This window comes from Streptomyces sp. NPDC002773, assembly GCF_040295605.1.
Classification (GTDB): domain Bacteria; phylum Actinomycetota; class Actinomycetes; order Streptomycetales; family Streptomycetaceae; genus Streptomyces.
The window spans coordinates 30,098-53,238 of the sequence record NZ_JBEOVO010000031.1; the positions used below are offsets into that span (position 1 = coordinate 30,098).

The 23,141-nt window shown below is 73.8% G+C and carries 24 protein-coding genes and 1 pseudogene; 8 read left to right on the forward strand and 17 right to left on the reverse strand.

Features of this window, described 5'->3' with window-relative positions:
- Nucleotides 1–54 precede the first annotated feature (54 nt).
- Both ABT034_RS28415 and ABT034_RS28420 read right to left on the reverse strand, forming a co-directional pair.
- Nucleotides 55–1,347 carry an ABC transporter substrate-binding protein gene (locus ABT034_RS28415; RefSeq protein ID WP_351219909.1) on the reverse strand — a complete coding sequence of 431 codons (1,293 nt, stop codon included), beginning with the start codon at nt 1,345–1,347 and terminating at the stop codon, nt 55–57.
- Nucleotides 1,325–1,900: an MTB12 C-terminal domain-containing protein gene (locus tag ABT034_RS28420; RefSeq protein WP_351219910.1), complete on the reverse strand. Its 576-nt coding sequence runs from the start codon at nt 1,898–1,900 to the stop codon at nt 1,325–1,327. The genes ABT034_RS28415 and ABT034_RS28420 overlap by 23 nt, the downstream gene beginning before the upstream one ends.
- Before the next feature lie 100 nt (nt 1,901–2,000).
- Between ABT034_RS28420 and ABT034_RS28425 the strand changes: the two genes are divergently transcribed.
- Genes ABT034_RS28425 through ABT034_RS28435 form a run of 3 tightly spaced genes read left to right on the forward strand, consistent with a single transcriptional unit; the run spans nt 2,001 to nt 5,547 of the window.
- Entirely contained in the window at nt 2,001–2,408 is a 408-nt protein-coding gene (locus ABT034_RS28425) for a hypothetical protein (RefSeq protein WP_351219911.1), read from the forward strand.
- Nucleotides 2,396–4,891 carry an ABC transporter permease subunit gene (locus ABT034_RS28430; RefSeq protein ID WP_351219912.1) on the forward strand — a complete coding sequence of 832 codons (2,496 nt, stop codon included), beginning with the start codon at nt 2,396–2,398 and terminating at the stop codon, nt 4,889–4,891. The genes ABT034_RS28425 and ABT034_RS28430 overlap by 13 nt, the downstream gene beginning before the upstream one ends.
- Nucleotides 4,888–5,547, forward strand: coding sequence for an ATP-binding cassette domain-containing protein (locus ABT034_RS28435; protein ID WP_351219913.1), 660 nt, complete (start codon nt 4,888–4,890; stop codon nt 5,545–5,547). The genes ABT034_RS28430 and ABT034_RS28435 overlap by 4 nt, the downstream gene beginning before the upstream one ends.
- A 15-nt stretch (nt 5,548–5,562) precedes the next feature.
- On the opposite strand, the gene ABT034_RS28440 is transcribed toward ABT034_RS28435, so the two are convergent.
- Nucleotides 5,563–6,123 carry a transglycosylase family protein gene (locus tag ABT034_RS28440; protein ID WP_351219914.1) on the reverse strand — a complete coding sequence of 187 codons (561 nt, stop codon included), beginning with the start codon at nt 6,121–6,123 and terminating at the stop codon, nt 5,563–5,565.
- Nucleotides 6,124–6,339: 216 nt separating this feature from the next.
- On the opposite strand from ABT034_RS28440, the gene ABT034_RS28445 reads away from it, so the two are divergent.
- The gene (locus tag ABT034_RS28445) at nt 6,340–7,122 is read left to right on the forward strand and encodes a DUF8842 C-terminal domain-containing protein (RefSeq protein WP_351219915.1); all 783 of its coding nucleotides are present in this window, start codon (nt 6,340–6,342) and stop codon (nt 7,120–7,122) included.
- 206 nt (nt 7,123–7,328) lie between these two features.
- Nucleotides 7,329–7,607, forward strand: a complete 279-nt coding sequence (locus ABT034_RS28450) for a hypothetical protein (RefSeq protein WP_351219916.1) — start codon at nt 7,329–7,331, stop codon at nt 7,605–7,607.
- An 86-nt stretch (nt 7,608–7,693) separates the two neighbouring features.
- On the opposite strand, the gene der is transcribed toward ABT034_RS28450, so the two are convergent.
- From der to aroH, 5 genes are all read right to left on the reverse strand, one after another.
- Nucleotides 7,694–9,142, reverse strand: a complete 1,449-nt coding sequence (der, locus tag ABT034_RS28455) for a ribosome biogenesis GTPase Der (RefSeq protein WP_351219917.1) — start codon at nt 9,140–9,142, stop codon at nt 7,694–7,696.
- Nucleotides 9,143–9,212: 70 nt separating this feature from the next.
- Nucleotides 9,213–9,857: a lysophospholipid acyltransferase family protein gene (locus ABT034_RS28460; RefSeq protein WP_403600932.1), complete on the reverse strand. Its 645-nt coding sequence runs from the start codon at nt 9,855–9,857 to the stop codon at nt 9,213–9,215.
- A complete protein-coding gene (gene cmk / locus ABT034_RS28465; protein ID WP_351219918.1) occupies nt 9,854–10,528 on the reverse strand; it encodes a (d)CMP kinase in 675 nt (224 codons plus the stop codon). Before cmk ends, ABT034_RS28460 begins: the two co-directional genes overlap by 4 nt.
- Nucleotides 10,529–11,302: 774 nt before the next feature.
- Nucleotides 11,303–12,391, reverse strand: a complete 1,089-nt coding sequence (locus ABT034_RS28470) for a prephenate dehydrogenase (protein ID WP_351219919.1) — start codon at nt 12,389–12,391, stop codon at nt 11,303–11,305.
- Nucleotides 12,388–12,750, reverse strand: a complete 363-nt coding sequence (gene aroH / locus ABT034_RS28475; protein ID WP_351219920.1) for a chorismate mutase — start codon at nt 12,748–12,750, stop codon at nt 12,388–12,390. Before aroH ends, ABT034_RS28470 begins: the two co-directional genes overlap by 4 nt.
- A 334-nt stretch (nt 12,751–13,084) precedes the next feature.
- Here aroH and ABT034_RS28480 point away from each other — a divergent pair, with 334 nt between their 5' ends.
- The 3 genes from ABT034_RS28480 to ABT034_RS28490 are packed head-to-tail and all read left to right on the forward strand — an operon-like array spanning nt 13,085 to nt 15,136.
- Nucleotides 13,085–13,579, forward strand: a complete 495-nt coding sequence (locus ABT034_RS28480) for a Rieske (2Fe-2S) protein (RefSeq protein ID WP_351219921.1) — start codon at nt 13,085–13,087, stop codon at nt 13,577–13,579.
- A gap of 10 nt (nt 13,580–13,589) precedes the next feature.
- Nucleotides 13,590–14,267 carry a nucleotidyltransferase domain-containing protein gene (locus tag ABT034_RS28485; protein WP_351219922.1) on the forward strand — a complete coding sequence of 226 codons (678 nt, stop codon included), beginning with the start codon at nt 13,590–13,592 and terminating at the stop codon, nt 14,265–14,267.
- A 20-nt stretch (nt 14,268–14,287) separates the two neighbouring features.
- Nucleotides 14,288–15,136 carry a DUF4253 domain-containing protein gene (locus ABT034_RS28490; RefSeq protein ID WP_351219923.1) on the forward strand — a complete coding sequence of 283 codons (849 nt, stop codon included), beginning with the start codon at nt 14,288–14,290 and terminating at the stop codon, nt 15,134–15,136.
- A gap of 31 nt (nt 15,137–15,167) precedes the next feature.
- Here ABT034_RS28490 and ABT034_RS28495 read toward each other — a convergent pair whose 3' ends face one another.
- The 9 genes and pseudogenes from ABT034_RS28495 to ABT034_RS28535 form a co-directional block, all read right to left on the reverse strand.
- The gene (locus ABT034_RS28495) at nt 15,168–16,199 is read right to left on the reverse strand and encodes an ADP-ribosylglycohydrolase family protein (RefSeq protein WP_351219924.1); all 1,032 of its coding nucleotides are present in this window, start codon (nt 16,197–16,199) and stop codon (nt 15,168–15,170) included.
- Entirely contained in the window at nt 16,196–16,933 is a 738-nt protein-coding gene (locus ABT034_RS28500; protein WP_351219925.1) for an NUDIX hydrolase, read from the reverse strand. Before ABT034_RS28500 ends, ABT034_RS28495 begins: the two co-directional genes overlap by 4 nt.
- Nucleotides 16,930–18,021: an AAA family ATPase gene (locus tag ABT034_RS28505; RefSeq protein ID WP_351219949.1), complete on the reverse strand. Its 1,092-nt coding sequence runs from the start codon at nt 18,019–18,021 to the stop codon at nt 16,930–16,932. Before ABT034_RS28505 ends, ABT034_RS28500 begins: the two co-directional genes overlap by 4 nt.
- A gap of 24 nt (nt 18,022–18,045) precedes the next feature.
- Nucleotides 18,046–18,156: pseudogene (locus ABT034_RS28510) on the reverse strand (nicotinamide riboside transporter PnuC); the annotation flags it as partial.
- Between the two features lie 190 nt (nt 18,157–18,346).
- Complete coding sequence (locus ABT034_RS28515) at nt 18,347–19,693, reverse strand: pseudouridine synthase (protein ID WP_351219926.1); 1,347 nt, start codon at nt 19,691–19,693, stop codon at nt 18,347–18,349.
- Nucleotides 19,693–20,298 (reverse strand): SMC-Scp complex subunit ScpB, encoded by a 606-nt coding sequence (gene scpB, locus ABT034_RS28520; protein WP_502973076.1) that lies wholly within the window; start codon nt 20,296–20,298, stop codon nt 19,693–19,695. The genes ABT034_RS28515 and scpB overlap by 1 nt, the downstream gene beginning before the upstream one ends.
- Nucleotides 20,295–21,314 (reverse strand): segregation and condensation protein A, encoded by a 1,020-nt coding sequence (locus ABT034_RS28525; protein WP_351219927.1) that lies wholly within the window; start codon nt 21,312–21,314, stop codon nt 20,295–20,297. The genes scpB and ABT034_RS28525 overlap by 4 nt, the downstream gene beginning before the upstream one ends.
- Before the next feature lie 45 nt (nt 21,315–21,359).
- Nucleotides 21,360–21,866 carry a hypothetical protein gene (locus ABT034_RS28530; RefSeq protein ID WP_351219928.1) on the reverse strand — a complete coding sequence of 169 codons (507 nt, stop codon included), beginning with the start codon at nt 21,864–21,866 and terminating at the stop codon, nt 21,360–21,362.
- Nucleotides 21,851–22,876 (reverse strand): ParA family protein, encoded by a 1,026-nt coding sequence (locus tag ABT034_RS28535; RefSeq protein WP_351219951.1) that lies wholly within the window; start codon nt 22,874–22,876, stop codon nt 21,851–21,853. Before ABT034_RS28535 ends, ABT034_RS28530 begins: the two co-directional genes overlap by 16 nt.
- Nucleotides 22,877–23,141: the final 265 nt, after the last annotated feature.

Consider the following 23,141-nt stretch of genomic DNA (forward strand, 5'->3'; position numbering starts at 1 on the left):
CTCGACTGTACTGCCGGTGACGGGCCGCCGTTCACGGGCGCAGCCGAGCGGGGGTCACGGCCGGTAGCCGAGTTGGGGCACGGTCGCGCAGTTCTCCGTCATCTCGCCCTGGCTCACCCAGCCCCGGCCGTCCTGCCAACGGGCCACCGACAGACAGGTGTTCCGGGTCGGGGGCGGTCGCTCCAGGTGTTCGTGGCGGACGGGGAGCAGTAGCCCTCGCGCGGTGTACGGCTCCGGACGGTTCATGAACCGCTCCACGCACGCGCGGGTGAGCCCGCCCCCGGCGAGGCAGGAGCGGGCCGCGTCGGTGAACCACATCGCGGCCGCCCAACCCTCCAGCTGCCACTGGGACAGCGGCCGTCCGCCCATCGCCGCGCGGAACTCGCGGACCGCCGGATGCCCGGCGTCCTGGTGGTTGCGGCTGGCGCCGGTCACCCACAGGGCGTCCCGGCAGCCGGGGGCGCGGGCGTAGTCGCGGGCGACGGACGAGGACCAGTTCTGCGCGTGGGTGACCTTGGCGGCGACCCGTACCCCGAGGGTCTCCATCGCCTCGCACAGGCGCACGTTGCCGTGGGTGTCCATGGCGTCGAAGAGGACGTCGACGCGCTGGGCCCGCAGATCGGCGGCGACCGCCCGGAAGTTGGGCAGCGCGAAGTCCACCTGCTCCTCGACGACCCGGTAGCCCTCGGCGCGCAGCCCCCGGGTGACCAGCCGGGCGTACGCGGCGGAGGCGGCCTGGTTGTACGAGACGACGGCGGCGGTCCTGGCGTCCCGCTCCCGCGCGAACCAGCGGTAGACCTCGGTCCCGCCGTACAGGACGCCGCCCCAGCCGGGCTCCCCGCCGGTGCGCGGCGCGGAGCTGCCGTAGATGCCGTAGAGGTGCGGGTACGTGTCGTACGCGGGGGTGAGGGGCTGGCCGCCGATGTCGGGGACGCCCGCGCGGGCGACGAGGGGGGCACCCGCGTAGTCGAGGGCGGTGGTGGCGACGAGGGCGAAGACCCGGCGCTCGTCGACCAGCCGGTGCACGCAGGTGTTGTTGCCGACGCCGCTGCCGCCGTCGTCGCAGGTCTCCACCTCGATCCGGCGCCCGTCGAGGCCGCCGCGGGCGTTGAGGGCGTCGAAGTAGGCGCGGGCCCCGTCGCGCGGGCCGGTGAGCGCCTGCCCGCCGACGGGGCTGGTGGCGCTGGTGATGATCCCGACGCGGAGCGGCTCACCGCCGGTGGGGTGGGCGGTGGCCCGCGACGCGAAGGCGCGCTCGGGGAGCCGGCTGCCGCAGGCCGTGAGGAGGAGGAGCGAGAGCGCGAGGAGCAGCGCCGCCCACGCCTCAGCAGCCCTGGACGGTGACACCGCTCAGCTCGACCAGGCCGCACAGGGTCTTCACGGAGACCTTCCAGGTGTCGTCCTCAAGGACGGAGGTGCCCCGCGCGTCCGGCAGGGCCGGGGATCCGCCGACCAGCAGGTCGTACGTCACGTCGGCGCCGGTGGCGGAGGTGAACTCGACGCCCTTGACCTTCGCCGAGGTCATGGCCGCGTTCCTGTCGTCGGCGAAGGCCCCGAGGACCTCCCGCATCCGCTCCCCGTCCTCCAGGAGCTTCACCTTGTCGGCGACGGGGGTCTTCGGGTCGAAGAACCTCGTCCAGTTCCCGGTGATCTCCGCCTCGGCCGCGGCGGGGTCGTCGGGCTCGTCGGCGTCGGAGGTGTCGGGGACGTCTGAGGTGTCGGGGACGTCGGGGCTGTCGGGGGCCTCGGCCGTCATCCCGGGCGGGGCCGAGGTCTCCAGGTCCGCGGAGCGGCCCTCGCCGTCGTCGGCGCAGCTCGCGACGGCGGGGGTGAGCACCAGGACGGCGGCGGCCGCGAGCGCGGCGAGCCGGGGGCGTCGGCCGGGTCGTTCGGAAACCATCTGGCTCACCACCGGGTGTCCTTCGGGGCCGTACGGCCGGATGCTTCCAGGGTGGGGCGTATCGGGGCATCGTGCAAAGGAAGAGACGAGGGAGGCCTCCGTGCCGACATCCCGGATCCTGCTGTGGAGCGGTCTCGCGGCGGCCGCCGGAGGCGCGGTGCTCTGCGTGCTCGGCTGGTACGGGATCTCCGGCGAGCGGTTCGCGGAGCGGCAGCTGCCCTATCTGGCCTCGTGCACGGTGCCGGGGGCGGCGCTGCTCGTGGCCGGAGCGGTGCTCGTCACGGCGGCGTACGCCCTTCCCGTACGGCCTCCGGACCCGCGCGGTCCCGAGGCGGACGGGACGCCCCCCGGGCCCCCGTCCTCCGACGGCCCGCCGCTCCGGGTCCCCGGCGGGACCTTGGCGCACCGGCCCGACTGCCCGCTGGTCGCGGGCCGGGCGACGGCGGTGGAGGCGGGGGACGACCCGTCCCTGAGCCCCTGTCCGGTGTGTGAGCCGTGGCCTCCCTGACGTACGAGCTGACGCTCGCCGGCCTCGCGGTCGGCAGCGCCGCCGCGCTCACCGGCATCGGCCTGGTCGTCACCTACCGGGCGACCGGGGTGCTGAACCTGGCGCACGGGGCCGTCGCCATGATCTGCGCGTACGTGCTCCGCCAGCTGGTGGTCGTGGAAGGCTGGCCGCTGCCGGCGGCCGCGCTCGTCACCCTGCTGCTGGTCGCCCCCGGCATCGGGCTCGTCCTGGACCGCTCGGTGTTCCGGCCCCTCGCACGGCGCGAGGCGAACCCGGCGCGATCCCTCGTGGCCTCCGTCGGCGTCTTCGTCCTCCTCGTGGGCGCGGCGCTGCTCCTGTGGGGCCCCGGGGCGCGGGACGACGCTCCGGTGCTCCTCGGCGACGACCCCTGGGCGCAGCTCGGCGCGGTGGTGGCGCTCGGCTGTCTGGTGGGGGCGGTGACCCGGTGGACGCGGTTCGGGCGGGAGCTGCGGGCCGTGGTCGACAACCGGCCGCTCGCGGTGCTGTCCGGGATCGACGCGGACCGGGTCGCGGCGGCCGGCTGGGCGTTCGGCTCGTTCACCGCCGGCCTCACCGGGGTGCTGCTCGCCCCGTACGTACGGCTCGACCCGTACGGGATGCCGCTGCTCGTCGTCGAGGTGATCGCGGTCGCGGTCATCGCCCGGATGCGGTCGCTGCCGGTCGCGGTGGCGGCGGCGCTCGCGATCGGCGTGGCCCAGGCCCAGCTGACCCGGCTGCACCCGGAGGGCTGGGCGGGCCCGCTGCTCCAGGCCGTCGGGGCGAACCTGTTCGTGGTGGCGCTCCTGGTCGCGGCCCTCGTCCTGCCGGGTGTCGGCGGCAGGGGCAGGGACGCGCTGCCGCCGCCGGTGCGCTCCGGGCGGGTGCCGGGGGGCCTGTGGGTCGTCGTGGGCGTCCTGTTCCTCCTCCCGCTCGGCTTCGCGGGCCCGGACCTGCACACGGTGGTCCAGGTACCGGCGCTCGCGGTGATCCTGCTGTCCCTGGTCGTGGTGGCGGGGCGGGGCGGCCAGATCGCGCTGGGGCAGGCGGCGTACGCGGGCCTCGGCGCGCTGTTCACCGGGCTCCTGACGGGGCGCGGGGTACCGGGCCTCGTGGCGCTCGGCCTCGCGGTGCCGCTGGTGGCCGCGGTCGGCCTCCTGACGGGCCGGCCCGCCATCCGCAGACACGGTCTGGCGCTCGCGCTGGTGACGCTCGCGACCGGGGTGGCGGTGAGCCGCTTCGTCCTCACCCAGCCGTACGCGACGGCCGGCCTGACCCTCGGCCGCCCGGCGGGCTTCTCCGACGACCGCGCCTTCTACGCCCTCGAACTGGTCGTCCTCGCGGGCTGCCTGGCCCTGGTGGCGGCGCTCCGCCGGGGCCGCACGGGCAGGGCGCTCGCCGCGCTGCGGGACCACGAGCCGGGCGCGGAGGCGACGGGCGTCGCCGTGCCCCGCCTCAAGCTGCTCGCGTTCGTCCTGGGCGCGGCCCTCGCGGCCCTGGGCGGGGGCCTCCTCGGCATGGGGCTGCGCGCCTTCGACCCGGAGGCGTACGATCCGGTCCGCGGCCTGCAGTGGTTCGCCGCGGTCCTGGTCCTGGGCGCCGACAGCCTCCTCACCCCCCTGGCCGCCGCCGCCCTCCTGACCACCCTGGACGCGGGCCCGCAAGCAGGCACGGCAGCAGCCCTCCTGGGCCTCCTGGCAGCCCTGACGGGCCGCCTCCCCCCGCTGACGAACCTGCTGCCCCAGGGAAGACCCGCACCTCGGTCGATCAGTGGTACGGGTGGCACGGGTGGGAACCCCAGGCCGACCGAAGGCCGGACGCACCCCCGCACACCCGCACCCACCCTCCGCGCCCACCACCTCACCCTCACCCACCCCGGAGGGATCACCGCCCTCGACGACGTCACCCTCACCCTCACCCCCTCCCGCATCACCGCCCTCGTCGGCCCCAACGGCGCCGGCAAGTCCACCCTCTTCGACTGCCTCGCCGGCACCGCCCGCCCCCGCCACGGGCGGATCACCCTCGACGGGGCCGACATCACCTCCCGCCCCGCCCACGCCCGGACCCGCCTCGGCATCGCCCGGACGTTCCAGCGGCTCGCCGTCTTCCCCTCGCTCACCGTCGAGGAGAACGTCCGCCTCGGCGAGGAGCGGGGCCACGTCCGCGAGGACCCCGCCGCCGTCGAACGCAGCCTGCGTCTCCTCGGGCTCGCCGGGCCCGTACGGCACGAGACGGCGGCGGACCTGCCCACCGGGACCCTGCGCCGGGTCGAGCTGGCCCGCGCGCTCGCCGGGCAGCCGCACACCCTGCTGCTCGACGAACCCGCCGCCGGTCTCGACGCCGAGGAGACGGCCGCGCTCGCCCGGATCCTCGCCGCCCTCGCCGCCGAAGGACTGACCGTCCTGGTGGTCGAGCACGACCTGGACCTCGTCGCCGGGATCGCGCACACCGTGCACACCATGGAAGGCGGCCGGATCGTGTCATGAGCGTCGAGATCGCCCTGCGCGCCGCCCGGGTCCGCTACGGCCCCCTGGAGGCGCTGCACGGCCTGGACCTGCCCGTCCCGGCCGGTACGGTGACCGTCCTCCTGGGCCGTAACGGCTCGGGGCGTACGACGGCCCTGCGTGCCCTCGCGGGCACGGTACGGCTCTCCGCGGGCCGGGTCGTGTGGCGCGGCACCGACGTGACCCGGCTGCCGGCCCACGAACGGGCGCGGCGTGGGCTGTGCCTCGTACCCGACCTGGAGGCGGTGTACGCGAACCTGACCGTCGCCGAGAACCTCGCCCTGAGCACGCCCGGAGCCGCACCGGGCGCGGTGACTCCCCCGTACCCGGAACTCCTCCCCCTGCTCTCCCGCACCGCCGGGACCCTCTCCGGCGGGGAGCGCCGCATGCTGGCGCTCTCCCGCGCCCTGCTCGCCGTACGCGCGCGCGTGGTGCTGGTCGACGAGCCGTCGCTCGGTCTGGCCCCGCCGGTCGCGGCCCGGACGTACCGGAGCCTCGCGGCGCTCGCGGTGGAGGGCGGCGCGGCCGTGGTCCTGGCGGAGCAGCGCGTACCGGACGGGCTGCCGCCCGGGTCGCTGGTGTACGAGCTGCGGCGCGGCTCCCTCGCGTTCAGCGGGGAGCCGGCCGAGCTCACCTGACCGGGGCGGGCGGCGTCAGAGCGGGTCGATCCGCAGCATGGTCCCGACGGCGATCCGGTTCGGATCGGCCCCGATCAGGCTCCGGTTCGCCTCGTACAGCGCCTGCCAGCCGCCCTTGATCCCGAAGCGGCGGGCGATGGAGCTGAGCGTGTCGCCCGGCTGGACGGTGTGGACGCGTCCGCTGAGTCCGTACCGCTCGGAGCAGACGGGCCAGGCCTTCCACCCCTGGGTGCGGAGGACCTCCTCCGCGACGGTGATCTGCTGCGGGCGGGTCGCCAGGTCGGCGCGCGGCGCGTACTTCAGTCCGCCGTGCTCGACCCAGGTCGGATGCCAGAACTGGAGCCCGCCGTAGAAGCCGTTGCCGGTGTTGATGTGCCAGTCGCCGCTGCTCTCGCACTCGGCGATGCAGCCCCACGGCCACTGGTCCTTCGCGCAGGGGTACGAGGGCACGCCGGACGCGACCCCGGGCCCGCCCCGTGTCTCCCGGGCCTGGGCGGGTGCCGGGGCCAGGGTCAGCAGCGCGGCCGCGGACGCCACCACGAGGGAACCGGTCGTCCAAAATCGGATCTTCGACATCGGTGCAGGCTAGGCAGCGCCCCGCCGCCCCGGTCCGAGCCGCGCGGAACACCGTTCACACCCCACCCGGTCGGAGTCACCCGCCCCGCCGCACGAGCCGCCGGCAAGTTGCCTCGCTTCCGCGCGTGACCCCGGCCGAGCCTGACCCGTTGAACTCGGCATGAGACGACCGGGATCGGCCCGGCGTCCCCCCGTACCGAGTCCAGGGAGCCCCCCGTGCCGCGCATGCTCGACGTCAGCGAGGACGTACGCGCCGAGATCGGCGACGAAGAAGCGGACCGGCTGCTCGCCGGCGACAACGCCCCGGGCAGCTACGACTGCACCTCCTGCCGCACGCCGGGGGACTCCGAGCAGGAGCGGACCAGCACGGTGCTGTTCGTCGGCGAGGAGACCGCGGTCCTCGCGTTCGCGCACGCCAGCTGCATCCCGTCGCAGGTCGTCCGGGTCGCCGAGGAGCAGCTCCAGGGCGCCGTCGCCTCCATCACGGCCGCGGACACCGCCGACGCGCTGTCCGCCGCCCACCCCGAGCAGGCCGTGCTCGGGGTCACCAGCGGTCTCGTCCTGATCGAGGGCGAGCTGCACCCGGCGCTCGTCGTGGAGCCGACCGCCCCGGTGGCCCGCCCGGGTTCGGACGGACTCACCGACGAGTTCCTGCCGCTCCTGGCCGAGCAGGGATTCCACCAGGTCATGAACCTGGACGAGAAGCCGGCGGTGCTGCCGGGCTGGTCGGTCCTGGTCGCCATGGGCCAGCTGCACTCCGTCCTCCAGCCGGGCCCCGGCGGCGCCGGTCAGGCCGCCTGGTGGCAGGCGCACCAGCCGCTCCAGGTCACCGAGGGCTGGCGCGCGGCGGCCAACAAGTCGCACACGGTGCTCGTCTTCGCCGCCCCCGTGGGCTCGATCGGCCAGCAGCCGCGTGAGGACCTGCTGCGCGACGCGCTGGAGAAGGCCGCGGCGAACGGGCGCCTGGTCGCCGCCGCGATGCCGCTGGCCGGTACCTGATGGACGAGGGCCGGCCGGGCATAGGGTGGGCGCGGGTCCCGGGCGTACCGACGGGCTCCGGGGCGCCGGGGGTCCCGACCGTGCCGCGTCCCCGGCGGGCGTCCCATTCGGAGAGCCGCCCGCATCCGACGGGCGGCGGGGTCGTTGGCACCTACGTGCACCCATACGACCCCTTCCCCCAGCCGTATCCGAGTCAGATCCCTTCGATGCGCCCCGCGCAGGACGTCACGGCGGGCGCGTCGCCCACGCCGATCTACGACGCCTTGTACTCGGAGTTCCGCAGGTCGTTCCGCACGCTGCCGGGTGACCGCAGCGGCGAGGAGGACGTGGCCTTCCGGGCCTTCGGTACGACGGTGAGCACGGGCGTCTACGGACACGGGCAGGGGCACCGCTACGCGACGGCGTATCCGACGGCGTGGTCGGCGCAGCACTCCCCGACGCCGACGCAGGCGGCGCTGCCGCCGGCGCCCCGCAGGGGCTTCTAGGAAAAAGCAGCACGGGGGACACGGCTGAGGGCCGGGGCGATCAGCCCCGGCCCTCAGCCGTGTGTCACCTCGCGCGCGCGTGAGGCCTACTTCTTGCGGCCGCGCTTCTCGCGCACCCGTACCGAGATGTGGATCGGGGTGCCCTCGAAGCCGAACTCCTCGCGGAGGCGGCGCTCGATGAAGCGGCGGTAGCCGGCCTCCAGGAAGCCCGAGGCGAAGAGCACGAACCGGGGCGGCTTGGTGCCCGCCTGCGTACCGAAGAGGATGCGGGGCTGCTTGCCGCCGCGGATCGGGTGCGGGTGGGCGGCGACGATCTCACCGAGGAAGGCGTTGAGCCGGCCGGTGGGGACGCGGGTCTCCCAGCCGGCGAGGGCGGTCTCGATGGCCGGGACCAGCTTCTCCATGTGGCGGCCGGTCTTCGCGGAGACGTTGACCCGGGGCGCCCAGGCGACCTGCTGCATCTCGGTCTCGATCTCGCGCTCGAGGTAGTAGCGGCGCTCCTCGTCGAGCTCGTCCCACTTGTTGTAGGCGATGACGATGGCGCGGCCCGACTCGACCGCCATCGTGATGATGCGCTGGTCCTGGACCGAGATGTTGTCGGTGGTGTCGATGAGGATGACGGCCACCTCGGCCTTCTCGACGGCGGCAGCCGTCCGCAGGGAGGCGTAGTAGTCCGCGCCCTCCTGGAGGTGGACCTTCTTGCGGATACCCGCGGTGTCGACGAACTTCCACGTCACGCCGCCGAGCTCGATCAGCTCGTCGACCGGGTCGCGGGTGGTGCCGGCCAGCTCGTTGACGACGACGCGGTCCTCGTTCGCCACCTTGTTGAGCAGGGAGGACTTGCCGACGTTGGGACGACCGATGAGGGCGATGCGGCGCGGGCCGCCCACCGCGTTGCCGAAGCGCTGCTCGGGGGCCTCGGGCAGCTTCTTCAGGACCTCGTCGAGGAGGTCGCCGGTGCCGCGGCCGTGCAGCGAGGAGACGGGGAACGGCTCGCCGAGGCCCAGGGACCACAGCATGGCGGCGTCGGCCTCGCCGGACTGGCCGTCGACCTTGTTGGCGGCGAGGACGACCGGCTTCCCCGCGCGGCGGAGCAGCTTGACGACGGCCTCGTCGGTGTCGGTGGCGCCGACGGTGGCGTCCACGACGAACAGGCAGGCGTCGGCGGCCTCGATGGCGTACTCGGCCTGGGCGGCGACGGAGGCGTCGATGCCGAGGACGTCCTGCTCCCAGCCGCCGGTGTCGACGACCTTGAAGCGGCGGCCTGCCCATTCGGCCTCGTAGGTGACGCGGTCACGGGTGACGCCCGGCTTGTCCTCGACGACGGCCTCGCGGCGGCCGATGATGCGGTTCACCAGGGTCGACTTGCCGACGTTCGGGCGGCCGACGACGGCGAGGACGGGGAGCGGGCCGTGGCCGGCCTCCTCGATCGCGCCCTCGACCTCTTCGGCGTCGAAGCCCTCTTCCGCGGCGAGCTCCATGAACTCCGCGTACTCGGCGTCGCCAAGTGCCCCGTGGTCGTGCTGGTCGTTCATGAAGTCCGTTCCTTGATCATTCGTGGTCGGTGGGTCCCCGGGCCGCGGGGCCCACTACTGAAAGTCTCGCTCAGCGCCCGGTGAGGCGCCTGGCGTTTTCCAGGTGGTCGGTGAGCTTCCCCTGGATTCGTACGGTGGCCTCGTCGAGCGCCTTGCGGGTGCGCCGACCGGAGCCGTCACCTGCCTCGAAGGCGTCACCGAAGACGACGTCGACGCGTCCGCGCAGCGGAGGCAGTGCCTTGACCAACCGTCCGCGGCGCTCGGTGCTTCCCAGGACGGCGACGGGGACGATCGGTGCGCCGCTGCGGACGGCGAAGTAGGCGAGGCCGGCGCGGAGCGAGGCGAAGTCGCCATCACCCCGGGTGCCCTCGGGGAAGATCCCGAGGACGCCGCCCTGCTCCAGGACGCCCAGGGCGTTGCCTATCGCGTTCCGGTCGGTGCTGTCGCGGTCCACCTTGACCTGCCCGATGCCCTCGAGGAAGGGCCCGAGGGGCCCGACGAAGGCTTCCTTCTTGATGAGGAAGTGCACGGGACGCGGTGCGGTACCCATGAGCATGGGTCCGTCGATGTTGTGCGCGTGGTTGACGGCGAGGATGACGGGGCCGGAGGCCGGCACCCGCCAGGCGCCGAGGACGCGCGGCTTCCAGAAGCCGTACATCAGCCCGATGCCGATGCGGCGGCCGACGGCGGCGCCCTTGCCGGAGGGCAGGGTCACTTGGCAGCCGCCCGCTTCTCGTCCACCAGGGTGACGACGCACTCGATGACCTGGTCCAGGGTGAGGTCGGTGGTGTCGACCTCGACGGCGTCGTCGGCCTTGGCGAGCGGGGAGGTCTTACGGCTGGAGTCGGCAGCGTCCCGCTTGACCAGCGCTTCCTTCGTCGCCTGCACGTCGACGCCCTTGAGCTCGCCGGAGCGGCGGGCGGCGCGGGCCTCGGGCGAGGCGGTGAGGAAGATCTTCAGGTCGGCGTCGGGCAGGACGGTGGTGCCGATGTCCCGGCCCTCGACGACGATGCCGTGCTCGGCGCCGCGGGCGATGGACCTCTGGAGCTCCGTGATCAAGCTCCGCACCTCGGGCACGGCGCTGACGGCGCTGACCTTGGAGGTGACCTCTTCGGTACGGATGGGTCCGGCGGCGTCGGCCCCGTCGACGGTGATGGTGGGCCGGGCCGGGTCGGTGCCGGAGACGATGACCGGCTTGGCAGCGGCGTTGGCGACGGCATCGGCGTCGTGCACGTCGACGCCGTTGCTGATCATCCACCAGGTGATCGCCCGGTACTGGGCACCGGTGTCCAGGTAGCTCAGCCCCAGCTTGGCGGCGACCGCCTTGGAGGTGCTGGACTTGCCCGTGCCGGAGGGCCCGTCAATGGCGACGATCACGGATTCCACGGTGGGAACACCTTCCTGGGTGAGGGGCGGGACCCGGCGGAGATGCGGGGGGCCACCACAAGGTTACCGAGTCCCCAGCACCCATTCGGCCCAGCACCCACGGCCCGGGGCCACACGGGACCACATGACCGCCCGGACACGACACCACCGCCCCCACCGCACGGACACCGCCACCACTGCCTCCGCGCGAACAACCGCCCCACGCGCCCCGTGCGGGCAGTCGCCCGCGCACCCGCCCACCCCCCGTGTGGGCAATCGCCCGCGCACCCGCCCACCCCCCGTGCGGGCAATCGCCCGCGCCCCCGCCCACCCCCGTGTGGGCAATCGTCCCGCAGGGCGGGACGGGTGGGCACACGGGACGGCGCCCTTGGCGGCGCCCCCGCCCCTTGTGCCTGAACCCGCACCAAGCAGTGCGGCGCACACCGGGTGCGGGTCCAGGCGCGGGGAGCCTAGGCCCGGCAAGGGGCGCCGTCCGTTGTGCCCACCCGTTCCGCCCCAGCGGAACAGTTGCCCACAACGAGGGGGCGGGGCGGGTGGGCGCCGGCCCAGCGGAACGAAGGCCCACAACGAGGGGGCGGGAGCGGGGCGGGTGGGTACCGCCCCAGCGGAACAGTTGCCCACAACGAGGGGGCTCGTGCCCGTAACGGGACGGCGCTGGCCCCGTGAGGCCAGGGCTCTCGACGGGCCGCAGGCACGCGGGGCGCCGCCCCGCGCGGCCGAGGCTCTCGACGGGCGGCGGGCGCCCCGGCCGAGGCTCTCGGCGGCGGGGAGGTGTCAGCTCGTGCGCAAGGACCAGCCCAGTTCCTGGAGGGCCGCTCCCAGCACCGCCGCCGCCGACGGCTCCACCATCAGCTGCACCAGACCCGCCTGCTGCCCGGTCGCGTGCTCGATGCGTACGTCCTCGATGTTGACCCCCGCCCGACCCGCGTCGGCGAAGATCCGGGCCAGCTCGCCCGGCCGGTCGCTGATGAGGACGGCGACGGTCTCGTAGACCGCGGGCGCGGCGCCGTGCTTGCCGGGAACGCGCGCGCGCCCCGCGTTGCCCCGGCGCAGGACGTCCTCGACGCCAGAGGCACCGTCCCGGCGCTTCTCCTCGTCGGCGGACTGCAGGGACCGCAGAGCGCGGACCGTCTCGTCGAGGTCGGCGGCGACGCCGGAGAGGACGTCGGCGACGGGCCCGGGATTGGCGGAGAGGATGTCGATCCACATGCGGGGGTCGGAGGCCGCGATCCGGGTGACGTCGCGGATGCCCTGCCCGCAGAGCCGTACGGCGGACTCGTCGGCCTCCTCGAGCCGCGCGGCGACCATCGAGGACACCAGTTGCGGGGTGTGGGAGACGAGGGCGACGGCCCGGTCGTGGGCGTCGGCGTCCATGACGACGGGCACGGCCCGGCAGAGGGCGACGAGTTCCAGGGCGAGGTTCAGGACCTCGGTGTCGGTGTCCCGGGTCGGCGTGAGGACCCACGGCCGCCCCTCGAAGAGGTCCGCGGTCGCCGCGAGGGGCCCCGAACGCTCCTTGCCGGACATCGGGTGCGTACCGATGTACGCGGTGAGGTCGAGGCCCAGCGCCTCCAGCTCCCGCTTCGGCCCGCCCTTGACGCTCGCCACGTCCAGGTACCCGCGCGCGAGACCGGCCGACATCGCCTCGGCGAGAGTCGTGGCCACGTGCGCCGGGGGTACGGCGACGATCGCGAGGTCCACGCGCCCCTCGGGCGTCTCGTCGGTGCCGGCGCCGAGCGCGGCGGCCGTCCGGGCGCGCGCCGGGTCGTGGTCGCGGAGGTGGACGGTGACGCCCCGGCCCGCGAGGGCGAGCGCGGCGGAGGTGCCGATCAGTCCGGTGCCGATGACGAGCGCTGTTCTCACTGGGCGATGTCCTTGCGCAGGGCGGCCGCGGCACCGAGGTAGACGTGCGCGATCCGGGACTTGGGCAGATCGGTCTCGACGTGGGCGAGGAGCCGGACGACCCTCGGCATGGCGCCCTCGATGTCGAGTTCCTGTGCGCAGATCAGGGGTACGTCGACGATCCCGATGCCACGGGCCGCGGCGGCCGGGAAGTCGCTGTGGAGGTCGGGCGTGGCCGTGAACCAGATGCTGATGAGGTCGTCGGCGGTGAGGTCGTTGCGCGCGAGGACGGCGGTGAGCAGTTCCTCCACCTGCTCGCGCATGTGTCCGGCCTCGTCCCGCTCCAGCTGGACGGCTCCTCGGACCGCTCGTACCGCCACGTCGTGCTCCTTCGCCTGCGTCAGTGCTCCGTTCAGCCTAGTCAGCGGTGGGGGCGGCGCGTCGCGGCGCCCGCCCTCCGAGACGGCGGCGGGCGCGCGCCGGGCTGTCGGAGCTGGCGCCGTCGGACGAGCTCCTCCAGGGACCCGCCATGGTCCTGCCGTCCGTCCGGCACGGAGCACGGCCAATCTCACTCGTACCGCCCCATTCCGCCACTCGGGGTACACACCGGCGCACGCGACCGACGGGACCGCGGACGGCCGTGCGAGGGAGCCGACGCCCCGGGTCCAGGCGTGTTGCGGGCCCCCGGCCCGGCCCGCCGCCAAGCTGAGCGGCATGACCTCACGCGCCACGAACCGCCGTACCGTCCTCTTCGCCGCCGCCGCCCTGACGACGGGCTGCGGCTCCGACGGCGGGGGTGACGGAGGCGACGGCGGTACGACCACCAGCGCCCCGGCCACCCCGAGTGACACCCCGAGCGCCCCCGCGACCTCCTCCACGGCGACCTCCGCGGCGTCCCCCGCGTCGCCCTCTCCGACCGGCACCCCGCCCCTGGCCGCGACCTCCGAGATCCCGGTCGGCGGCGGCAAGGTCTTCGCCGAGCGGAAGGTGGTCGTCACCCAGCCCGCCGCCGGCGAGTTCAAGGCCTTCTCCGCGGTCTGCACCCACCAGGGCTGCCTGGTGAACAAGGTCGCGGACGGCACCATCGACTGTCCCTGCCACGGCTCCAAGTACCGCGTCGCCGACGGCTCGGTGGTGAACGGCCCGGCCACCCGCCCGCTCCCGGCCGAGCAGATTATTGTCTCGGGAGAATCGATCACCCTCGCCTAGTCTTCTCCGCATGACCCCGGACGAGTTGGTGCGCGACCGCACGATCTATTCCTGCGTGATGGGCTCGCGCGCCTTCGGTCTCGCGACCGATGGCAGCGACACGGACGTGCGGGGCGTCTATGTCGCCCCGACGCCCCTCTTCTGGCGCTTCGACAAGCCCCCGGCCCATGTGGAGGGCCCGGGCCAGGACCAGTTCAGCTGGGAGCTGGAGCGCTTCTGCGAGCTGGCCCTGCGCAACAACCCGAACGTCCTGGAGTGCCTGCACTCCCCCGTCGTCGAGCGCGTCGACGACCTGGGCCGGGAACTCCTCTCCCTGCGCGGGGCCTTCCTCTCCCGGCAGGCCCACCAGACCTTCGTCCGTTACGCGGACGGCCAGCGACGCAAGCTCGACGCGGACGTGCGCCAGTACGGGCACCCGCGCTGGAAGCACGCGATGCACCTGCTGCGGCTGCTGACGAGCTGCCGCGACCTGCTGCGCACCGGCGAACTGCGGATCGAGGTGGGCGAGGCCCGCGAGCGTCTCCTGGCGGTCAAGCGGGGCGACGTCTCCTGGCCGGAGGTCGAGTCCTGGATGAACCGCCTCCAGGACGAGGCGGACGCCTCCCTCACCGGTTCCCCGCTGCCGGCCGGCCCGGACAAGGCACGCGTGGAGGACTTCCTGATACGCGTCCGCCGAGCGGCCGTCTGAACGCGTCCACGGGAACCGACATGACGGAACACGCCGCCGTCGCGGCCATGCTGGCCGAGGAGAGCAGACGGCACCTCAAGCTGCCCGTGCGCGAAACGGACGTGGACGTCGCGGTGTCCGCCTCCGGGGTCGTCCTCCACGGCCTCCTCGTGGAGCACGCGGCCGCCCGGCCCGCCTGGGAGTGGTGGCGAGGCCGGCACGGCCGGTCCCGTCTCGTCCCCTTCGTGAGCGGCCAGAGCCCGTCCCTGGTGGTCGAGCGCGACGGCGGCGGTGGGCCCTGGAGCGGGGGCAGCCGGGAACTCCTCGCGTCGGCGCTCCGGTCCGTGCCCGCGGACGTCGTGGCGGAGCTCAAAGCCGCGCGCCTGCGCGAGATGATCGACATCTACGTCCCGCCCCGTGGCGACGCCGATCGCCGGGAGATCGCGGAGTGGGAGCTGTTCCTCGATCCGGTGGCAGTGGCGGCGGAGCTCTCGGCCGCCCCTCGGGAGACGGTGCCGGATCGCCTCCGGCGGGGGTACGGGAAGGAGCCCGTGTGGCTCACCTTCGTCGAGGCGGCGGCGAGCTACGAGCTTCCCGCGCTGCTCCCGCGGCTGATCTCGACTCCGAACTGGTCGGGACACCCCGACCGGGAGCTGCTCCCCGCCGACCACGTCGCGGTGCTGAGGCACTGGCACGAGCGGTACGGGGCGGAGTTCTTCTCCGCCGACTCGGCCAGTCTGCACCTCGTCGTCGCGCGCCCTCCCCGTACGCCGGGAGAGCGCGCCGAGGCCGCGGTGGAGCAGTACGTCTACTGTCCGGACCTCGGAGATCCCTGGCTCGTCGGCAACGGTCAGGCAGGGGCCACCGAGTGGGCCTTCTGGTGGGACTGACGGACGGGTGGACAGCGAGGGACCGCCGGACTCACCCGTCCCAGAGCGCGCCCAGGGTCAGCAGGTCGCTCCGGTACTCGATGCGCTCCTCCCACTCCTTCGGCCAGGCGTCGGCGCCGAGGTGGGCCCCGGCGAAGGCGCCCGCGAGAGCGGCGATCGAGTCGGAGTCGCCGCGGGTGCAGGCGGCCCTGCGCAGCGCGGTGAGCGGTTGCTCGGGGAAGAGGAGGAAGCAGAGGAGACCGGTCGCGAGGGCCTCCTCGGCGATCCAGCCGTCACCGGTGTACGTACAGGGGTCGAGCTCCGGGTCGGCGGTGCGCTGGACGGCGTCCAGGCGCTCCAGGATCGCCAGGCACTCGTCCCAGCCGCGCTGGACGAAGGAGACGACGGAGGCGTCCTGGGAGCGGGTCCAGAGGTCGCCGAGCCACTGCTCGTGGTAGCGGGAGCGGTTCTCGTACGCGTACGAGCGCAGCTGTCCGACCAGGCCGGCCGGGTCCACGCCCTGGGCGAGCAGGTACACGGCGCGGGCGGTGAGGTCGGAGGCGGCGAGCGCGGTGGGGTGCCCGTGGGTGAGGGCCGACTGGAGCTGCGCGGCGCCCGCCCGCTGCTCGTCGCTCAGTCCGGGGACGAGCCCGATGGGCGCGACCCGCATGTTGGCGCCGCAGCCCTTGGAGCCGATCTGGGAGGCGTCCTGCCAGGGCGTGTCGAGCATCAGGAGCCGACAGGCGCTGAGGCAGGTGTTGCCGGGGGCGCGGTTATTCTCCGGGGAGCGGTACCAGGCGATGAACTCCTCCCGGACGGGCCCGGCGAGCCGCTCGGGGTCCAGCACTCCGTGATCCATGGCGGTGCGGATGCCCCGGGCGAAGGCCAGGGTCATCTGGGTGTCGTCGGTGACGTACGCCGTGCCTCCCGTGACGGGCAGCGCCATCTCCCGCCAGGGCCCGGCCTTCGCGAGGATCGACGGCACATCGTTGAACTCGGTCGGGAAGCCCAGCGCGTCACCGAGCGCCAGCCCGATCAGGGAGCCGGTCGCGGCCTGCTTGGTCGTCGTGCGTGCGAGGTTCACGTGGATCGTCCTTCCGGTCGCAGGAGGGGCGGGTGGAGGGCCGTGGCCTCGCCCGCCCGGTAGAGAGCGGCCGGTTTCCCCCGTCCGCCGGTGAGGCGCGGAGGTCCTTCGACGGCCTGGACGAAGCCGGGCGTGGTGAGGACCTTGCGCCGGAAGTTGGGGCGGTCGAGTTCCACGCCCCAGACCGTCTCGTAGACCTGCCGCAGCTCGCCCAGGGTGAACTCGGGCGGGCAGAACGCGGTCGCGAGGCAGGTGTACTCCAGCTTGGCGCCGACCCGTTCGTGGGCGTCGGCGAGGATCCGGTCGTGGTCGAAGGCGAGGCCCCGGACCGTGTCGTACGGCAGCCACCGCGCCTGGGCCGCATCGCCGCCGCCGCGCGGTTCCGGCGGGTCGGGTACGAGCGCGGTGAAGGCGACGGAGACGACCCGCATCCTCGGGTCGCGGTCGGGCTCGCTGTAGGTGCGGAGCTGTTCGAGGTGGAGCCCGGCGACGGTTTCCTCGGAGAGGCCGGTCTCCTCCACGAGTTCGCGGCGGGCGGCCTGCTCGGCGGACTCGGGCGGGAGCACGAATCCGCCGGGGAGCGCCCAGGATCCGGCGTACGGCTGCTGGCCGCGCTCGACGAGCAGGACGTGGAGGCGCTCCTCGCGGAGGGTGAGGACGGCGAGGTCGGCGGTGACGGCGAAGGGCTCGAAGGCGCGCGGGTCGTAGCCCTCGGGCACGCGGTGTCCGGTCATCGGCGCTCCGACAGGGGGTCGGTGAAGTGCCAGCCCTCGGCGAGCAGCGCGTCCACGGCGGCGACGGCGGACGCGAGCCGCTCCTCGTGGGGCCCGCTGAGGACGGCCGTACGGCGGCCGCTGTGGGCGAGCTGGGTGAGGAAGCGGGCGGTCATCCAGGGCCGCAGGTGCTCCCCGTCGCGCGGTGCGGCGCCCTCGGTGTTCTCGGGGTTCTCGGGGTTCTCGAATTCGACGCCCCGGTGGTCGGTGAGCAGCCAGAGGTGCTGCCGGCCGTGGGCGGCGATCCCGCCGGTGGCGGGGCTGGTGGTGCCCATGTACCGCTCGTGCCAGATGGTGGCGGCGAAGGCGTCCGTGTCGCAGAAGAGGACGGGTGAGCCGTCGCGGGCCGCCTCCTCCTCCAGTTCGGCCTGGCGCTGGGCGATGACGGGAAAGTCGGCGGAGCGGAAGGCGACGTCGGCGCAGGTCGCGTCGGGGCGTTCGGCGCGGAGTTCGGCGAGTTTGAGTGCGCTGTACTCGCGGCCGTACTCCGGTACGCACCGGGTGCGGGCCCAGACTCCGCCGCGCCGCCGGTAGTGGTCGGCCAGGGCGAGGGCCATGGTGGTGGTGCCGGTGGACTCGGCGCCGAGGACGACCACCCGCCGGGTGAGCGCGGCCCGCACCGGCGCTGCCAGGAAGTCCCAGGAACCGGCGGGGTCGGCGCGGACGACGGCGTCGGAGACGGGGAATCGGGTGCGGTCCGGGTCGACGCGGACGGACTCGGCGCCGAGGGCGCGGGCGAGCCCCTCCCCGTACGGCTCCGAGGAGAAGACGGCGTCGACGGGCTCGGGCACGGCGGCCCGGACGACGGCCATGCGCGCGTCCCATCCGTCGACGGGGACGTCGTCGACTGCGCCGACGACGAGGGCGTCGGGGTGGATCTCGCGCATCCAGGCGACGCGGTCCTCCAGCGGGAGGCTCTCCTCGGAGGAGGCGCGGACGAGCACGGTGAGGCGCTGGCAGCGGGCGACGGCGGTGCGGACGAGGTGGTGGTGGCCGGCGTGCGGCGGCAGGAACCTGCCGGGGACGAGGCCATGGTCGTATCGCTTCACGCTGTCACCTCCCCCGCGCTCGGGACCCACCGCCCCGGCCGTGACCGACCGCGTCCCCTCGGTGCGCGTGCTGCGGCGCACCGGGAGGACGCCGGAGCCTGGTCCACCCCCGTGGGTCCAGGTCCACCGGCCGTACACGGTGGGACTCAGATCCACCCTTTAAGAGTCACCTTGACTATAAAGCAGGACGGGCGTCGGCCACAAGGCCGGAAAGGACGGGGCACGGCCCGAAGGGGGCACGGCCCGAACGCGGCACGGGCGGGAACACGGCGAAGCCCGTGACCGCCGAGCGGTCACGGGCTTCGCCTTACGGTGGGCAGGGGCCCTACATGCCGACTTCCTTCATCAGCATGCCGACCTCCGTGTTGGTGAGCCGGCGCAGCCAGCCCGACTTCTGGTCGCCCAGGGCGATCGGGCCGAACGCCGTCCGGACGAGCTTCTCGACCGGGAAGCCGGCCTCGGCGAGCATGCGGCGCACGATGTGCTTGCGACCCTCGTGCAGCGTGACCTCGACGAGGTAGTTCTTGCCGGTCTGCTCGACCACGCGGAAGTGGTCGGCCTTGGCGTAGCCGTCCTCCAGCTGGATGCCGTCCTTGAGCCGCTTGCCGACCTCGCGGGGCAGCGGTCCCGTGATGGCGGCCAGGTAGGTCTTCTTCACGCCGTACTTCGGGTGCGTGAGGCGGTGGGCCAGCTCACCGTGGTTGGTGAGCAGGATGATGCCCTCGGTCTCCGTGTCGAGCCGGCCGACGTGGAACAGCCGGGTCTCGCGGTTGTTGACGTAGTCGCCGAGGCACTGGCGGCCGTCCGGGTCCTCCATGGTGGAGACGACACCGGCGGGCTTGTTCAGCGCGAAGAACAGGTGCGACTGGGTGGCGACGGTCAGGCCGTCCACCTTGATCTCGTCCTTCTCCGGGTCGACGCGCTTGCCCTGCTCCAGGACGATCTCGCCGTTGACCTCGACGCGGGCCTGCTCGATGAGCTCCTCGCAGGCGCGCCGCGAGCCCATGCCGGCCCGGGCGAGGACCTTCTGCAGCCGCTCGCCCTCCTGCTCGGCGCCGGGGAAGGTCTTCGGGGTCTTGATCTCCGGGCGGCCTTCGTACCGCTCCCGGTTGCGCTGCTCGATCCTGGCCTCGAGCTCGCGCGAGCGGGCCGGGGCCTGCCGCTGCCCGTGCGGGCCGCGACGGGGCGGGGTACCGCCCTGGGGTGCCTTGGGGCCGCCCTTGGCGCCGCCGCGGGCCGCGGTGCCGCGCCCCTTCTTCGGGGGCTCGGAGGGGGGGCTCACGTCGTAGGAGCGCTCCTCGGGGCGAGGCCGGCGCGGGTTGCTGGGGCGCTGGTCGTCACGACCGCCGCCACCGGCACCCCGGTAGCCACCGCCGGAGCCGGAGCCGCCGGAGCCGCTGCCGCCCCGGTAGCCACCGCCGCCGGAGCCGGAGCCGCCGGAGCCGCTGCCACCGCGGTAGCCACCGCCACCGGAGCCGCTGCCGCCACCGGAGCCCCGGTAGCCGCCACCGCCGCCGGAGCCGCCGCTGCCACTGGAGCCCCGGTAGCCGCCACCGCCGCCGGCACCGCTGCCACCCCGGCCGCCACCGCTGCTGCCGCCGCGGCCGCCGCTGTTGCCACCACGGCTCCCGCCGTTGTTTCCGCTGCTGTTCCTGCCGCTGCTGCTTCGCATCAAACTTCCGTCTTGTCGTCGTCGTCCTCACGATCCGGTGCATCCGGATCGAACGACGGAACCCCTTCCAGCGAGTCCGGCTCGACCGCCTCCGCCTCGGGGAGGAAGGGCGCCAGCTCGGGGAGCTCGTCCAGACCGCGCAGGCCCATCCGCTCCAGGAAGTAGTTCGTCGTCCTGTACAGGATCGCACCTGTTTCGGGTTCCGCGCCCGTCTCCTCCACCAGACCCCGCTGGAGGAGGGTCCGCATCACGCCGTCGCAGTTGACTCCGCGGACCGCGGAGACCCGGGAACGGCTGACCGGCTGGCGGTACGCGACGACCGCGAGCGTCTCCAGGGCCGCCTGGGTGAGCCGGGCCTGCTGCCCCTCCAGGACGAAGGCCTCGACGGCCGCGGCGTGCTCGGGGCGGGTGTAGTACCGCCAGCCGCCGGCCACCTGGCGCAGCTCGAAGCCGCGGCCCTGGGCGGTGTACTCGTCGGCGAGCTCGCGCAGGGCGTCGGCCACCTCGCGGGGGGTGCGCTCCAGGACCTTGGCCAGATGGGCCTCGGTGGCGGGCTCGTCGACGACCATGAGGATGGCTTCGAGTGCGGGCCTGAGGTCGCTCACGCGGTGTCCTCCTGGTCGAATTCGTCTGTCACGGCCCCGTCCGGGGCCGTGTCCCCGCCGGTCCAGGAGACCGTGAGGTCCCCCAGGGCGGTCTCCTGGTCGAGGGCGACGGCCTTCTCCCGGTAGAGCTCCAGGAGGGCCAGGAAACGGGCGACGACGGTGAGGGTGTCGTCGCCCACGTCCTCGACCAGCTCCCGGAAGAGCGCGGACCCGCGCTCCCGCAGCAGCGCGACGACGACGGCGGCCTGCTCGCGGACGCTGACGAGCGGGGCGTGGATGTGGTCGACGTACACCTGGGGCGCGGCCTTCGGCTGCATGGCCTTGGCGGCCAGCCTGGCGAAGCCCTCGGCGCCGATGGAGATGACGACCTCGGGGAGCAGCGCGGCGTGGTGCGGCTCGAGTCCGACGGTACGGGGGTGCCGGCGGCCCTCCGCCTCCCAGCGCTCCTCGAAGATCGCCGCGATGCGCTTGTACGCCCGGTACTGGAGGAGCCGGGCGAAGAGCAGGTCGCGCGCCTCCAGGAGCGCGAGGTCGGCCTCGTCCTCCACCTCGGCGGCGGGCAGCAGCCGGGCGGCCTTGAGGTCGAGCAGGGTGGCGGCGACGACGAGGAACTCGGTGGTCTGGTCGAGGTCCCCGTCGGGCCCGAGGGCGCGCAGGTGCGCCATGAACTCGTCGGTGACCCGGGAGAGGGCGACCTCGGTGACGTCGAGCTTGTGCTTGGTGATCAGCTGGAGCAGCAGATCGAAGGGCCCCTCGAAGTTCGAGAGCCGCACGGTGAACCGCCCACCACCGTCGACGTCCGCGCCACCGCCCTCGCCCGCGCCCCCGCCGTCATCGCCCGCGCCGCCCCCGGCGTCGCCCGGCTGCGCACTCCCCGCGTCGGGGACGGCGTCGGGGGTTGCGTCGGGGGTGGCGGCGCTCGCCTCGGGGTGGCCGGCCTCCTCCCCCGCGTCCGGGCCCCGCCCCAGGACGCGGCGGCGCGGTGGGCGGGACGTTTCGTCGGAGGCGTGGTGCATGGAGGTCCAGGGGGAACGGGGAGCGCGGTAGCCCGCAGGCTACCGTCAGCGGCCGCGCAGGCGGCGGACGAGGATGCTCGCGTCGCCGCGGGACTCCAGATCCGCCAGGACGACCGCGACGGCCTCCCGGACGATCCGGCCCCGGTCGACGGCGAGACCGTGCTCACCGCGCAGCACGAGCCGGGCGTGCTCCAGGTCCATCAGCTCCTCGGCGGAGACGTAGACCGTGATCTTCTCGTCGTGGCGCTCGCGGCCGCTGGGCCGCCGGTTCGGGGCGCGGCCGCCGCGCCGCCGCGCCGCGGGGGCGGGTACGGCGGCGGTGGGCGCGCCCTTGGGGGCGGCTCCCTCGGGCTCAGCCGTCCGGGCGCGCGGTTCCGCCGCCTCGGAGTCCGCCGCCGTGTGCTCCGCCGTGCCGGAGCCCTCGGCCGCCGCCGGGTCGCTCTCGCCCGCCGGTGCGGGAACGGCCCGGCGGGGTGCGGACCCCTGGAGCGCCATCCCCCCGGTCGTACGGAAGAGTTCGTCGGCGCCGGGCAGACTCACTCGGCGTGACACCGGGCGAGCACCTCCCTGGCGAGCTGGCGGTAGGCGGCGGCGCCCACGGAGTTGGAGGCGTACGTGGTGATGGGCTCGCCGGCGACCGTGGTCTCCGGGAAGCGCACGGTCCGCCCGATGACCGTGTGGTACACGTGGTCGTCGAAGGCCTCGACGACGCGCGCGAGGACCTCACGGCTGTGCACGGTCCGCGAGTCGTACATCGTGGCGAGGATGCCGTCGAGTTCGAGCTCGGGGTTGAGCCGCTCCTGGACCTTCTCGATGGTCTCCGTCAGCAGCGCCACTCCGCGCAGCGCGAAGAACTCGCACTCCAGCGGCACGATGACCTTGTGAGCCGCCGTCAGGGCGTTCACGGTCAGCAGGCCGAGCGAGGGCTGACAGTCGATCACGATGTAGTCGTAGTCGTTCATCAGCGGCTTGAGGGCGCGCTGGAGCGTCGACTCGCGCGCGACCTCGCTGACGAGCTGGACTTCGGCGGCCGAGAGGTCGATGTTGCTCGGCAGCAGGTCCATGTTGGGCACGGCGGTCTTGAGGAGGACCTCGTCCGCCGACATGCCCCGCTCCATGAGCAGGTTGTAGACGGTGAGGTCGAGCTCCATCGGGTTCACGCCGAGGCCGACCGACAGGGCTCCCTGCGGGTCGAAGTCGACGAGCAGCACCCGTCGTCCGTACTCGGCGAGCGCGGCACCCAGGTTGATGGTCGACGTGGTCTTGCCGACGCCGCCCTTCTGGTTGCACATCGCGATGATCGTCGCGGGTCCGTGGTCGGTCAGCGGACCCGGGATCGGGAAGTACGGCAGCGGCCGTCCGGTGGGGCCGATCCGCTCGCGGCGCTGGCGGGCAGCGTCGGGTGCGAGGGTGGCCGCGTACTCCGGGTCGGGCTCGTACTCGGCGTCGGGGTCGTAGAAGTGCCCCTCGGGCACCTCGTCAAAGGCGGCGAAGTGGGTGGACTCTCGGCCCATCTCGTTGCCGGCCGTGGCGTTCACGTGTAGGCCGTCCATCGTCTTCATCGTGTGGGCTGTCGTCATGGGCTGGTGCGTCGCGAAGGTCCGCACCGCGACGGAGCCGATCGGAGCACCTGGCGCACCGCTCCCGGGAGTAATTGTCGACTCATTCACAAGTCGTCTTACCTCCTTGGATGTCACCAGGAACATTTATCGATAGGTCAGCGTGGCACCATGCCGACGGTTGGCGACTCTATGGCGTGTCACCGGTCCGCAGCAACACAATCCGCCGGACCCGGCCCGATGTGTCGGCAACCGAACACCTCTCTGT